This window comes from Halobacillus sp. A1-3 (assembly GCF_050971765.1).
Lineage (GTDB): Bacteria > Bacillota > Bacilli > Bacillales > Halobacillaceae > Halobacillus > Halobacillus mangrovi_B.
The window spans coordinates 65,757-79,826 of sequence record NZ_JBPCEO010000006.1; the positions used below are offsets into that span (position 1 = coordinate 65,757).

General features: G+C 39.9%; 9 protein-coding genes. 7 read left to right on the forward strand and 2 right to left on the reverse strand.

The features are described from left to right. Positions 1 to 238: 238 nt before the first annotated feature. On the reverse strand, positions 239 to 1,243 hold the full coding sequence (locus ACRYKC_RS11820; RefSeq protein ID WP_433806934.1) for a C40 family peptidase: 1,005 nt from the start codon (positions 1,241 to 1,243) through the stop codon (positions 239 to 241). A gap of 616 nt (positions 1,244 to 1,859) precedes the next feature. On the opposite strand from ACRYKC_RS11820, the gene ACRYKC_RS11825 reads away from it, so the two are divergent. From ACRYKC_RS11825 to ACRYKC_RS11855, 7 genes are all read left to right on the forward strand, one after another. Continuing rightward, the gene (locus ACRYKC_RS11825; RefSeq protein ID WP_433806935.1) at positions 1,860 to 3,095 is read left to right on the forward strand and encodes a glycosyltransferase family 4 protein; all 1,236 of its coding nucleotides are present in this window, start codon (positions 1,860 to 1,862) and stop codon (positions 3,093 to 3,095) included. Further along, positions 3,095 to 4,384, forward strand: a complete 1,290-nt coding sequence (locus tag ACRYKC_RS11830; RefSeq protein ID WP_433806936.1) for a glycosyltransferase — start codon at positions 3,095 to 3,097, stop codon at positions 4,382 to 4,384. Before ACRYKC_RS11825 ends, ACRYKC_RS11830 begins: the two co-directional genes overlap by 1 nt. 46 nt (positions 4,385 to 4,430) lie before the next feature. Next, a complete protein-coding gene (locus ACRYKC_RS11835; RefSeq protein ID WP_433806937.1) occupies positions 4,431 to 5,972 on the forward strand; it encodes a class I SAM-dependent methyltransferase in 1,542 nt (513 codons plus the stop codon). A 15-nt stretch (positions 5,973 to 5,987) separates the two neighbouring features. Next, complete coding sequence (locus tag ACRYKC_RS11840) at positions 5,988 to 8,192, forward strand: glycosyltransferase (RefSeq protein WP_433806938.1); 2,205 nt, start codon at positions 5,988 to 5,990, stop codon at positions 8,190 to 8,192. A 96-nt stretch (positions 8,193 to 8,288) separates the two neighbouring features. Continuing rightward, a complete protein-coding gene (locus ACRYKC_RS11845) occupies positions 8,289 to 9,566 on the forward strand; it encodes a nucleotide sugar dehydrogenase (protein ID WP_433806939.1) in 1,278 nt (425 codons plus the stop codon). Beyond that, the gene (locus ACRYKC_RS11850; RefSeq protein ID WP_433806940.1) at positions 9,563 to 10,366 is read left to right on the forward strand and encodes an ABC transporter permease; all 804 of its coding nucleotides are present in this window, start codon (positions 9,563 to 9,565) and stop codon (positions 10,364 to 10,366) included. The genes ACRYKC_RS11845 and ACRYKC_RS11850 overlap by 4 nt, the downstream gene beginning before the upstream one ends. Before the next feature lie 16 nt (positions 10,367 to 10,382). Continuing rightward, entirely contained in the window at positions 10,383 to 12,020 is a 1,638-nt protein-coding gene (locus ACRYKC_RS11855) for an ABC transporter ATP-binding protein (protein WP_433806941.1), read from the forward strand. Positions 12,021 to 12,097: 77 nt separating this feature from the next. Here the strand turns inward: ACRYKC_RS11855 and ACRYKC_RS11860 are convergent, their stop codons facing one another. After that, positions 12,098 to 14,032 carry an InlB B-repeat-containing protein gene (locus tag ACRYKC_RS11860; protein ID WP_433806942.1) on the reverse strand — a complete coding sequence of 645 codons (1,935 nt, stop codon included), beginning with the start codon at positions 14,030 to 14,032 and terminating at the stop codon, positions 12,098 to 12,100. Positions 14,033 to 14,070: the final 38 nt, after the last annotated feature.

Consider the following 14,070-nt stretch of genomic DNA (forward strand, 5'->3'; position numbering starts at 1 on the left):
TAAAAATGTTTTTTATAAGTTGTCCTTAAGTATGGCTTGGCTGTAAAGAAACGTTCTGGCTATTCATTTGTATTGAGAGTAACAAGCATGTAGAAGGGTGTTCACAAAAAGGGGGAGGGACCTGGATTGCATTGTTCGTTGTTATATTTATTGGGATAGGGATGTCTAAAAAGTTGAAAAAATAAATAAAAGATCAAAAAAATCCTCTCACAATCTAGTGAGAGGATTTTTTCCTTCATTAATATAGCGCTCTGTATAGGAATACAGCAAATTCACTACGTTTTGTTTCAGCCCATGGCTTGAAGGAGCCATCGTCGTACCCTGTTGTAATGTCGTTGGCAGCTAGAGCTTGAATAGAATCGTAAGCCCAATGCTGGCTGGAAACGTCTGTGAAGTTTTCGCCAGATCCGCTTAGACCGAAGGCGCGGTCAAAAAGAACAGCGATCTCTTGACGAGTAATGTCTTGCTCAGGCTTGTATGTGCCGTCTTTGTACCCGTTGATGTAGCCTACTTTAGCTGCAGCGTTAATGTATTTCTCTGACCAGTGACCATCTGTATCAGAGAACTGATCGCTTGTAGATGTACCCAAATCTAGTGCAACACTCAACATTTTCGCAACTTCACCACGGGATACTTTGTTGTCAGGCTTGAAGTAGTCTCCGTCGTACCCGTTAATGATGCCTTGCTTACTCATATATTCGATTTCATCTGCTGCCCAGTGACTGCTTGCAACGTCGTGGTATTCACCAGTTGGAAGCGGCTCTGGATCTGTTGATTCAGCTTCTACCTTTTCAATTACGCGGCGTGCACCGACCATGCGCTCGCCCCAGTAACGGCTAGATGAGACAGAAGCAACCGTGATATCATCATCAGGGTTTTCAGCAGAAATCATTTTGTTATCTCCTATGTATATACCAACGTGTCTAATGGGTCCGCCATCGTAATAGTTGAAGAATAATAGATCTCCTTTTTGTAAGTTCGAACGGCTGACCTGGGTTCCGTTGCTCCATTGTCCTCCTGAAGTTCGATTCAAATCAATTCCGACTTTACCGTAAACATACTGCGTAAAACCTGAGCAATCAAACCCGGAAGGGCTCTCTCCTCCGTAAACATATGGTGAACCGGAGTAGTCAAACGCAATGTCTACTACTTGGTCCCCAATCCTCTGACCTGCAAAAGATGAAGGTGCAAATAGTAGAAAAAACGTGGCAAATGCGACCAATACCGACAAAACTCTCTTCATCAAAATAGTACTCCCCCTGTAAATTTTTTGTAATACCTATATCTTCCTCGTAATCCTTTTCAAGCTTATCACAACATATTTCGTCACGAGTTTACATTTATGTAACAATTAAGTTTCACAGGGTTTACTGATAGATAAAAGCGGGTAAAGACGCTGTTTTGGCCAAATAAAACTATTAAATTCTCTTCATTTTTTAATGAATTTTTTTACATGAATAAGTCAAATTTTTTTAAAGACGGTCAAAAAAGAACGATTATAATCGTATATTTTCGATAAATGCCGACAAAAAAATCTAGTATCTTCTATAATTCTCTTATATTTTCTTCAATTGAAAGTAAATTACTGCTATAATGTTCTTTGTTACAAAATGGTGAACAAAAGATTTCAGATTCCTCGTAAGACTCCGATATAAAACAGTAGAAAAAGCCCCACCTGAGAGGATTAGCTCTAACAGATGGGGCTTTTATTTGAGCGGTCAGACACTTGAATCTATTGAACTAGAATGGGGGACAACGTCCTATTTCTTGTGAAGAAGATTTGTCTGATTGTATCTTTTTATCAATAAACGTACATAAGGTGGTTGAGTAAATGGAGTATGTTTATGGAAAGAGGTCATATGACTAAGAAAATCTTAATTGTCTCTCAGAACTTTTACCCGGAAATTGGCAGCGCAGGCAACCGCATAAAAAATATCTATCTTCTTTTAAAAGAAAGTGGATACGATGTGGACGTATTGACTACAGATCCAACATACCCGAATCGAAAATTCTATGAAGATGAATCCTTCTGGGATCATGAGGAATTGAATGAAACATCGGATGTGACGAGGATAAAAATTCGTAATCGGAAATATTCCAGAAGCTTTTCCAACCGGCTTTTCTACTACTTAGAAATGGCTTCGAAAATGGTCGGCAATATTTTCAGAAGCAAAAAGAAATACGATTATGTATTTACAACATCCCCTCCGATTTTCATTGCCGTTGTCGGCTTGCTGGCCAAATATAAGTTTGGCGCAAAGCTCATCCTTGATATCCGCGATTTATGGCCAGACTCTCTTAAGGGCGTCGGTGTATTTAATTATCCGTTCATCATCAATTTCTTCCACAAGATTGAAAAGGTTCTTTATCGAAAAGCCAACGAGATCATCGTAAACAGCCAAGGTTTTATTGACCATATTACAGCCCAAGAAGAAAACGTACAGGAAAAGATGACGTACGTGCCTAACGCGGCTAGAGAACATGAAATCTCTCAATCGAAGTCGGATTCTGAGTCGTTCAAAGCGATTTATGCAGGGAATTTAGGACTTGCCCAAGACAATGAAATGCTTCTGCATTTGGCAGAAAGAATGAAAGAAAGAAATGTGAAGTTAACGATTATGGGATATGGCTACTATAGCCACAATTTGAAGTATGAAATGGAAGGACGCGGGCTCGATAATGTGAATTTTGTTCATCCACGGACGAGAAATGAATGTTTCAAATTGATCTCTGAGCATCAGGTTGGCATCGTTACACTTGTTGATAAGGATGTCTTTAAAACCGTGTTGCCAGGCAAGATCATCGATTACATGACATGTGGGGTTCCTATTGTCGGTTCTGTGTCCGGTTTCTCCAAACAGGTCATTGAAGATGAAGATGCGGGCTTCGTATCAGAAACAAAAGATGCTGACGATCTCATTGGCTACGTAGACCGATTGAAAAACGATGCGTTACTGCAGAAAAGAATGAGTAAGAACGGGACGAAATATGTAAGAGAACATTTTCTTTGGGAAAACAATATTCAGTCTTTATTAAACTTGATGGAAGCACGTACAGAAAAAGTACCAAATAAATTACGTAAGGTTGAACTGTAATGAACAAAAATGTTTGTATGTTTGTATGGAATCACTTCACAAATGATGCGAGAGTACTGCGTGAATGCACGGCACTCTCGGAGCAAGATTATAAGGTTGATTTAATTTGTATTCACGACCCTAAAGAAAAGGACCTTCCTATGTACGAAGAACGGAACGAAAACTTCAGGGTTTTTCGTGTGCGGAGATATCCGCCGTTGCTGCAGTTTATGCAGAAAGTCTACCGTCACCTGATGAGAAACAAAGTACTAGGTGCACTTGTCTTCCTATTATGGCTAGCATGTCTTTATTTCAATCCTATTTTGGTTGGCGCACTATCACTAGTTTCTTTTGGTTTATTAAAAACGAAGGTGCGAGTGCTATGGATCAGGGGAGAAATCATTGTTCGAATGATATTAAGAGGTTTCCAAAAGAATTACCAAATCTATCATTCTAATGATTTAAATACATTGCCCCAGGGTTATATATGCTCAAAACTCAAGCTTAACAAAAAAGCATTAGTCTATGATTCTCACGAAGTACAGACAAGCCGAACAGGTTATGAGAGTGGGTACCATGCTAAGTTAGAAGCTTTTCTTATTAATAAAATTGATATGATGATTGTCGAGAATCATACACGTGCTCAATATAACGAAGATTTATATGGGTTTTATCCCCATGTTGTCCATAATTACCCTTTTAAACAGGAAGACAAACCTACAGAAGAGACTATTGATCTACGAAGGTTATTAGGACTGCCTGAAGACGAAAAAATCTTACTTTACCAGGGCGGTATTCAGACAGGCAGAGGATTAGAAAAGCTGGTAAAGGCTGCCCCGCTTTTTAAAGAAGGAACGCTCGTCTTTATCGGTGATGGAAAGATTAAACCTGAACTCGAAAAAATGGTTAAAGAAATGAACTTAGACCACAAGGTGAAATTCCTGCCCAAAGTTCCACTTGAGGATTTGCCAAAATACACTAGTAATGCCTATCTAGGATTTCAAGTTTTAAATAACGTTTGTTTTAATCACTATTCAGCTTCGTCTAACAAGCTTTTTGAATATATGATGAGCGGTGTCCCGGTAGTGGCTTGCAGTTTTCCGGAAATCAAACGAGTTGTTGAAGGTGAGAGCATGGGGGTTAGTGTAGATTCTCATGATTACGAGGACATTGCCAGAGCAGTTAATGATCTTGTTACCAATCCTGAAAAACGCAACGAGCTCAGCAAAAATGCGTTTGAAGCTAGAACGAATTATAACTGGGATGTTGAAAAGGGAACGTTCACAAAGATCTATCATAGTGTAGGCTGACAACTATTAAATTCATAACACTGACGGAGTGAGAAGGAGTTATAGAATGATAAAGACACCACTAGACCGAGTGACGGAAGCTTATGAAGGGAATATGGGAGAAGATTTTAGAAGGAAGACCCGAAGCCGAGTGAACTGGATTGTCAACCAGGTGAAGGGAACGAAGGTTCTGGATATTGGTTGTTCACAAGGAATCATTCCCATAATCCTCGGACGGGAAGGAAAAACGATTGATGCGCTCGATATCATCAAGGAATCGATCGACTATGCAAAAGAACAACTGAAAAACGAGCACACCTCTGTACAGGAAAACATTAATTTCAGAGTTTCTAATTTCATGACAGAAACAGAATTAGAGGGGCAGTACGAAACGGTGCTAATGACAGAGGTACTTGAGCATATTTCTGACCCGGAAGGCTTTTTAAAGAAGGTTCATGATCACTTGGCACCAGAAGGTCGTCTAGTGGTAACAGTCCCTTTCGGCATTAACGATTACTTTGATCACAAGCGAACGTATTTTCTGACTAATTTAGATGAACACCTCTCTGAACACTTTACTGTAGAGGATTTTGAATTTCTCGGAGGTTGGACAGGGGTAGTTTGTACAAAGAAATCCACCTCTAAACGGAGAGGGCAAAAAGCTTACTCTGTTCAAAACGTTAAAAAACTGGAAAGCTCTTTCTATGAGGTTCAGCGTCAATTATTAAATAAGGTTGAAGGCCTTCAGGCGACCCTGAAAACGAAGAACGATTATATAAAAAGGCTGGAGAACCAGAGAAAAGAGAAGGATGAGAATAGGTCCCAGGAGCTTGAGCAGAAAGACAAAGAAATTGAAATGTTAAATGAACGGCTCATGGATTTCGCCGGAGAATTGAAAAAGAAAGACGAATTTATACGAGAACAACAGAAATCCAACAATGATCTTCTTAGTCAGCTTCAGGACCTGGATAAAACGATAGAATCTGCTAACAAAAAAGTAGAAAGCCATTTTATAGCTGAATCTAGCAAACTAGAAAAAGAGAGCAGTCAAAAAGATCAGGAAATAGCCGAACTTAAACATCAATTGAAAGTCTATCAATTTAAAGAAGAAAAGCACCAGGTTTCTCATATATCGAAAGATCAACGATTGGCAAAACTTGAAGAATCTATAGGATTAAAAAATGATCAGATCGAAGAGCTTAAAGAATCTCTTTCCTCGAGAGATGTTCAAATCGAAGAACTTAAGAAGTCTCTAGATAGAAGAGACCATCAAATAGAAGCACTTAAGGATGAATTGCTGGAAGAAATTACGCAAACTTCCGCTGAAACGGAAACCGATGATCGAGAAGAAGAAACCGTTAATATTGATCCTTTAATAGAACAGATCCAACGTCTGAAATCAGACCTAAGCAGCAGTTTGAATAATGAAGAATCGGCTCTTCAGCAGTTGATCAAAGAAATAGATGAACGGACAGCAAAAGAACACAGGATGGAAAGTGCAGAGAGAAAGCTTGCCAATGTGGAGCGGAAATATCTTGCCCTTAAGAATTCAAAACTAGGGAAGCTGACCTTGAAATACTGGAAGTTCAGAAACAGAAGAAAGGCCTAAAGGAGTCATACTATGATGAACAGAAATGAGATCTTAAGCAGATTGCAACAAGTCAGAAAACTTAAGAAAGAACTTGATACCGAACAAGCTATTTCTTTGCCAACAAAGACTCCTCAGCCACCTGTTTCTAACTTTAAGGATGGTGTCAGTGTCATCATCCCCACCTATCAAGGGGAAGAAGTCATTGAGAAATGTTTAAACTCTCTTCATCGACAGACTCTTTCTAAAGAATTATTCGAAGTGATCATCGTGATGAATGGAGAGAAAGACTCGACAGAATATCTCATCCAAAAGTTTATGAAACGGAACAATATGAATAATATTTCGATGACTTATTCATCAATTGCCAGCGCTTCTTCTGCTAGAAATATTGGGATTAACCGGGCGAATAGAAAGTACAGCCTCTTCCTCGATGATGACGATTACCTTTCTGATAATTATTTAGAGAAGATGTTAAGTTACGCTACACCAGAAAATATCGTCTATTCGCAAATTATAAACGTTGATGCTCAAGGGAAGATTGATGCGGAAAACCCGATTAACAAGCAGATTAAAAAAGCAGCTGAACAAAACAAGAGTGACTTTCCTGCGTTAAGCATGGTGGCTACGATCAATGCCTGTAAGCTAGTTCCTACCCATGCAGTGAAAAAAGTTAAATACGATCACACCCTTAAAAGCGGGGAAGACATTGTTTACTTTATGGACTTATTTGTGGAGAATGATTTGGACTTCAAAGTTGCTCCTATCGAAGATGAAGTTAATTACTACCGTGTCCTGCGTGATAACTCTGTCTCAAGACAAGGCATGACGTTCGACTTTTTCATTAGACAGCGTTTGGATGTTATCGCATGCTTAGACCGGATGCTTGGAAAAACGAATGACCAAGCGAAGATCACGTTTATTAGACAGAAAATCCATGCTCAGTCCGCGTTTTTGAACCGGTATTTGAAAGAGAATAGGGACGAGAGAGATCAAGTCATGGAGGAAATTAAGAAACGTGAGTTGTCGTATATCCCGTACCCAATCATCAACCGCGGGCTGGCAAAAAAATTAGTCATTTCTTATTGCTTCCCTCCTTACGTCGATACCGCAGCAAACGTGATGGCGAAGCGGATTCGGAACATGGACGAAGTGGTCGATGTTGTTTATAACAAAATGGATAAGGTCAGAAAAAGAGATGACAATGTCAGCCACTTAGTGAATGATCTGATTGAGGAACGAATAGAGATTCCTTCTTATCCTAGTTTCTCAAATTGGAAAGCGATCAATCATTTTAGTGATCTAGCTTCTAAGAAGATCAATGCAGAAAAGAAATATGACGAGGTTTACAGCCGGGCGATGTGGCCAGGTTCTCATATTCTCGCTTATAAATACAAAATAGAAAACCCAGAAGTGAAATGGGTCGCTGAGTTTTCCGATCCTTTACTGCTTGATATTCATGGTAAAGTAAGAGAGGCAAAAATTGAGGATGAAGATTTCCTTAAACAAGCAAACAAATTGATTAAGAAACGCTTTAACCTGCCAGCTGTTAAGGACAGCAATCTGTTTCTCTGGTGTGAATACTTGCCGTACCTTTTTGCGGATGAACTTGTCTTTACCAACGAAAACCAGTTAAAATACATGATTGATAGTTTCCCAATCAAACAGATGAAGAAGATCGTCATGGAAAAGGCGGTCGTGTCGGCACATCCACAAGTTGATCATAGTTATTACGAGTTAAAGGATACGGCCTATCAAGTGGATGAAGAACATGTAAACTTCGCTTATTTCGGTAACTTCTATAGTACTAGAAATCTGGATGATCTATTTGTGGGTCTCGAAAATGTCAGTCAAACGGTAAGAGACCATGTGAAGCTGCACATCTTTACGGGTGATCCAACTCCACTGAGAGAAGATTTGAAGGGGAGCGAGATAGAAGATCATGTTGAGGTTAACCCTTATGTAAGCTATACAGAATTCCTGAATCTTACAACGAAGTTTGACTGTCTCGTTGTGAATGATGCAAAAACGAAAGATAGTAAACCATTAAACCCGTATCTGCCGTCCAAACTGAGCGATTATATCGGAAGCGGAAGTAAAATATGGGGGATCTATGAAGAAGGCAGTATCCTTAGCCGCTATCCATTAAGCTATAAATCTGAGTTAGGAAATATCGAGCAAGCAACTGGAGTATTTGAAAAAGCTGTAAATGAAAAGAAAGATTTACTCGTAACCGTATAATCTACAAGGTTCTCTGATGTATTAAGTTTTTAAAAATCTGCACGTTTTGAATTGAACATTACATCACGAGTTGCTTAATTACAGGAGGAAATTTATATGAAAATCAGTACAATTGGATTGGGCTATATTGGACTGCCCACATCTGTAATGTTTGCCAAATATGGAGTAGAGGTCGTAGGTGTGGACGTTAACCCATCCGTAATCAAGTCCTTGAACGAGGGACAGATTCATATCGAAGAGCCTGGCTTACAAGAGGCTTTGACCGAGGTTGTAGAACAAGGGAATTTCAAGGCATCCACTCAACCAGAAAAATCCGATGCCTTTATTATAGCCGTTCCAACTCCGAACATGGATGATGAACATAAATCATGCGATTTGACTTATGTAAAGGATGCAGTTAAAAATACCATTCCTTATCTGGAAAAAGGAAATGTGCTTATTGTTGAATCTACAATTGCTCCAAGAACCATGGATGATCATGTGAAGCCATTGATTGAAGAAGCAGGGTTTGCGATTGGAGAGGACGTGTACCTTGTCCATTGTCCAGAACGCGTTCTTCCTGGACAAATCATGCATGAATTGATTTATAACAACCGTATCGTAGGCGGAGTAACCCCAGCATGTACAGAAGCAGGAGCGAAAGTGTACGAGACGTTCGTAGAAGGCGAAATCATCAAGACAAACGCGAAGACGGCTGAAATGTCTAAACTAATGGAAAACACCTATCGAGATGTGAACATTGCCTTAGCGAATGAACTGACAAAAGTGTGTAACGAGCTGGATATTAACGCTCTGGATGTTGTGGAAATGGCGAACAAGCACCCGCGTGTCAACCTTCACACACCTGGACCTGGAGTAGGCGGCCACTGTCTTGCAGTCGATCCGTACTTTATCGTGTCCAAAGCACCAGAAACGGCCCAGTTGATTAACCTGGCACGTTCTGTCAATGTGTCTATGCCGGAATACGTGGTCGGCAACGTACACAAGCTGATGAAGAATGTAGACGGTAAAACAGTGACGGTATTCGGTCTTGCTTACAAAGGAAACGTTGATGATATCCGTGAAAGTCCGGCGATGGAAATCTACGAAATGCTTAAAGAACAAAGTAATTTTGAAGTGCGTGCGTATGACCCGCATGTAACTGCAGATATGGTGGAAGCAGATTTTGATAGTGCCGTAAGAGGTTCTGATTTAGTTCTCATCTTAACGGATCATAACGAATTCAAAGAGCTGGACTGGGATCAATTAAACTCTATGAACAACGTCCAAGTGTTCGATACGAAAAATGTCGTCTCCAATGCCACAGATGAGGTGCAGTATATTAATTTTGGGAATCTCCATCAATATACGAAGAAAGAAAATGTATTGGTATGACGTCGGTCTTTAAAATCTTTAAAGAACAATTTTTACATCTCCCTTTAATAGTGAGACTTGCGATCTACGATATTAAAGGGAGCTATCAAATGCACTATTTAGGCATTCTCTGGCAGTTTATCAACCCTTTAATTCAAGTCTGCGTCTATTGGTTCGTCTTTGGCGTTGGATTAAGGCAAGTGGGGACTGTCGGAGATACCCCTTTTATCGTGTTTTTGTTATTAGGGTTAGTCCCGTGGTTCTTTATAGCTCCAACGATTATTCAGGGGTCGAATAGTGTATACAGCAAAGTAAACCTCGTCTCGAAAATGAAGTTCCCAGTCAGTGTGCTTCCATCGATTACGATCCTTGGAAACATGTTTAATTTCTTTTTGATGCTGGGAATCTTAGGAGTCGTTCTCTTTTTCTATGAGATTAATCCGGGAGTTTATATCTTGCAGCTTCCTTACTATATTGTGAGCTTATTTATATTTTTATTTGCCTTTACCTTGTTATCGAGTACGATCTCTGCCATCATTAGGGATTACCAATTAATGCTTCAGTCTGTTGTTCGCATGTTATTTTTCTTGACCCCGATTTTCTGGAGTATCAAGAGCTTTCCTGAAACGGTTCAAAGCATTATCAAACTGAATCCTTTAGCTTATATTGTATCGGGATTCAGGGATACATTCTTAGCCCAAGGGTGGTTCTTTGAAGACTGGCAGTATATGCTTTATTTCTGGTCCCTCACCATTCTTGTACTGGTGATAGGTTCAATAATGCATGAGAATTTTAAAGATAAGTTTGTGGACTACTTGTAATATGGAGGCTTATGAAATGAAGCCAGTCGTTAAATTTACAAAAGTATCGAAACGATACAGCTTGTTTAAAAAGAAATCAGATCAGCTGTTAGACATGTTTTCTTTCAAGAAAAATAAAAAGAACTTCAGTGCTTTATCGGATGTCTCTTTTGAAGTGTTTCGCGGGGAGACAATTGGCATTGTAGGGACGAATGGGTCTGGGAAATCAACGTTATCCAATTTGCTAGCCCAGGTGATCCCCCCTTCATCAGGTATTATCGAAATGCATGGAGAGCCAACGTTAGTAGCCATTTCAGCTGGTTTGAACAATCATCTGACTGGATATGAAAATATCGAGTTAAAATGTTTAATGCACGGAATGAATAAAAAGGAAATCGAAGCGATTACACCTGCGATCATTGATTTTGCGGATATCGGGGACTTTATGGACCAGCCAATAAAGAACTATTCCAGCGGGATGAAATCACGGCTGGGATTTGCTATATCAGTGCATATCGATCCTGACATCCTGATTATTGATGAAGCTTTATCCGTTGGAGACTCAACCTTTCATCAGAAGTGTGTTGATAAATTTGCGGAGTTTAAACAACAGGGAAAAACAATCTTCTTTATCAGCCACTCTTTAAACCAGGTAAAATCCATATCGGACCGAATGATTTGGATGAATCATGGCCAAATCGAAATGTTTGATGAGACGGAAAAAGTTGCGAAAGAATATAACTCTTTTATCAAATGGTTTAATCAGTTAACCAAAGAGGAGAAAAAAGAGTACAAACAATCAAAGCTTCGTTCGCAAATGAACAAGAGCACGATCGAGACAGACCCAATTAAACGCTTGGAAAAGAGAAAGAAACGTACGTCTTTTTCATCTGTTTTTCAGATCGTATTGTTCAGTCTTTTTGTAATCATCAGTACGCTGCTATTATTTATTGACCAGCCGGTAGAAGCTGTGAAGGATCAGTTTGGATTCTTAAACAGCAAAGAGGCGGCCTCTGAAACGGCAGAAGAAGATAAAAATACAGCGGAGGGTCAGGGCCCTGTTGAAATGAAGGAAATCGACCAGCCAGGTGCCATCAACACGGAATCATCCAAAGTTTACAATGAGCCTGAACTTACTTCTGTCCAGGGAGAAATTCCTATTACCACAAAAGTTGATGTGGAAAATCAAATCGGCGATGTGTATGAAGTTACTTACGAAGGTCAAAAAGGTTATGTGAAGGCGTCAAATATTCAACTCAGTCCAGGAGAAAGTGAAATAAGTACGATCACTTTAGATGAATTGGCTCAGGCTTTTCCGGGATCCTTTGCTCAATCCTATGAATATTTCTTTGCTTTTATCGATTCTGATTATGAGTCTGTCAAATCTACATTTAATGGATTAACAGATGAAACAGAAGATGAATCAGGGAGAAGCGTTCTTCTTTATGAAACGGATGGAGTAGCTTTCAAATTTGACGAGGACAATAACACTGATGAATTAGAAGTGATGAATATCGATGTTCATGACGAAGCGATTGAAGAATTAAAAGAGAAGGCTTATCTATCTTCAAATGATGATACAATCCATTACATTGAGAACGAAAACTTCCAAGTGATCTTGAATGCCGAGGAAGAGACTCTTCAATTTAAAACAAAAAAAGAGAAGCAAGAATAGCTTTCTTTTCACATAAAAAGCAGCGTGTGTCCATTCACACGCTGCTTTTTTATTGGCTCTAAATAGGGAGGAAAACCTTATTCAGGTTTTCCTCGTACCTTTTCAAACACTGCGGTTACTTCTTTGTTTTGATCCATTGTTACTTTGGTTACAGAGTTCGTACCTGATGTATCCCCCTGCCATTTCACAAATTGCCATCCGTTCGATGGAACCGCCTCAACGGTTATCGTTTCACCTTCCTGCGCTGACGTACTCGACGTATTCACAGTTCCTTCACCGATTACCCCAGTAGATAACGAGTAGGTTTCCGGTTCTGGTTCAGGTTTCTTCTCAAAATTCGCCTGGATCGTTTTATCTTGATCCATGGTTACCGTGACTGTAGCAGAAGATCCGCTGATGTCTCCACTCCAGCCTTTAAATACCCATCCTTCTTGAGGCTTGGCTGTCAGCTGTACGTTTGAGCCTTCTTTAAATTCACTGCCAGTTTGATCTTTTTGAATGCTTCCTTCCCCAGAAACACCTGTATTCAGTTGATACACGGCAGGTTCTGGAGCTGGTTCCTCTTCGTCTCCATTATCCTCATTGGTGGTATCCTCTTCTTCTGGTTCAGGTTCTGGCTCTTCTTCTACTTTCGTAAATATGGCTTTCACTGATTTATCCTTATCCATTTGCACGTTAACTGTCGCTGATGATCCTGTAGCTGAGCCTTCCCAGCCTTCAAACCTCCATCCATCGGCTGCCTGTGCTTTTAAGGATACTTCTTCTGAGTGATTAAAGGTGGACCCTTGTTTGTCTTTAATGATTTTTCCTTCCCCTGAAACGGAAAGTTGAAGGTCATGGGTCGCGCGTTCAAACACGGCGGTTACATCCATGTTTTTTTCGACGGTCAGATTTACTTCGTCCGATGACGTTGTTAGGTCACCAGCCCAGCCGGCGAATTTCCATCCTGCACTTGGAACAGCTTTAAGAGAAATCTCTTCTCCAACAGGGAAGCTTTCTTGATTAGGGTAAACCGAAACAGATCCATGACCTTTGACGCCTGTCTTCACCTTTTTCATTTTTCCATCGACGACAAGATCAATTTCTTTCTTATAATCAAGGTAAAGGATTTTCAGGGTGTCTTTCCCTTCCTTTTTAGCTGTAAGCGTATTGGATTGTCCTTTTTGGTCTTTGACTTCCACTACACCTTCTGACGTTGACCATACAGGAGTGATGTCCATTTTCTCACCAGCTTCGTCCAGAGCGGTTACGGATACGTCCATGGTCTGCCCTTTAGCAAGTTTTTCTATTTTCTTAGGATCAGTTTTTAACTCGACTAACACCTGATCCGCTACTTTAAACTCTACCTTTCTTGTTAGGGACTCCCAGTTAACCTGTAGATTGGTCTTTCCAACTTTTTGAGCTTTAAAAACAAGACTTTCCTTATTTTTCTTAGGGCTGATCGTTCCGATAGAAGAATCCGAAAGCTTCCATTCCCCTTTGAGCGGAATGACGTCTCCTTCATCGTCTTCCCATGTAAGCGTAACTTTGCGTTCAAAGCCTTTTTGGACAAGGGCACGTTCCGTATGTATCTGAATGTTTGAAACGAATTCGTCATAGAATTTTTTCAACGATTCATCCTTGCTGTTCTTTTGACCTTTCTTAAGAACTTCTAAAGCCTTCGAAACATTTTCATTCGCTAAGTAGATTTTAGATAAGAGCTTGTAAAATTCTGGTTCATCCTTTTGTTTGTCAATCCCGAAATTCAAGATTGCAATTGCCTCTATATCCTTATCAATTTGCATATAGGATTTACTCAACGCAAGTCTCGCTTTTACGTTAGAGGGATCCATATCCAGAACTTCATAATATAATTGAATGCTCTTCTTCCATTCCTTGGACTCGTAGGCTTCCTCCGCTTCCTTCAGAACTTCTTCTAAAGAATCAGCGTTGGCTGAGTCTACCGTAAGAATAATGGCTCCCGCCATAGCCAGGAGTGCAGTGAAAGCTATGATTAAATACTTCGTCCTCATTCCTCACATGCCTTTCTTTGAGAGTTTTATAGGTTTAA

Bases quoted from the DNA above. Each gene is read 5' to 3' on its own strand.
- ACRYKC_RS11820 (WP_433806934.1), bottom strand. From the start codon at position 1,243: ATGAAGAGAGTTTTGTCGGTATTGGTCGCATTTGCCACGTTTTTTCTA.
- ACRYKC_RS11825 (WP_433806935.1), top strand. From the start codon at position 1,860: ATGACTAAGAAAATCTTAATTGTCTCTCAGAACTTTTACCCGGAAATT.
- ACRYKC_RS11830 (WP_433806936.1), top strand. From the start codon at position 3,095: ATGAACAAAAATGTTTGTATGTTTGTATGGAATCACTTCACAAATGAT.
- ACRYKC_RS11835 (WP_433806937.1), top strand. From the start codon at position 4,431: ATGATAAAGACACCACTAGACCGAGTGACGGAAGCTTATGAAGGGAAT.
- ACRYKC_RS11840 (WP_433806938.1), top strand. From the start codon at position 5,988: ATGAACAGAAATGAGATCTTAAGCAGATTGCAACAAGTCAGAAAACTT.
- ACRYKC_RS11845 (WP_433806939.1), top strand. From the start codon at position 8,289: ATGAAAATCAGTACAATTGGATTGGGCTATATTGGACTGCCCACATCT.
- ACRYKC_RS11850 (WP_433806940.1), top strand. From the start codon at position 9,563: ATGACGTCGGTCTTTAAAATCTTTAAAGAACAATTTTTACATCTCCCT.
- ACRYKC_RS11855 (WP_433806941.1), top strand. From the start codon at position 10,383: ATGAAGCCAGTCGTTAAATTTACAAAAGTATCGAAACGATACAGCTTG.
- ACRYKC_RS11860 (WP_433806942.1), bottom strand. From the start codon at position 14,032: ATGAGGACGAAGTATTTAATCATAGCTTTCACTGCACTCCTGGCTATG.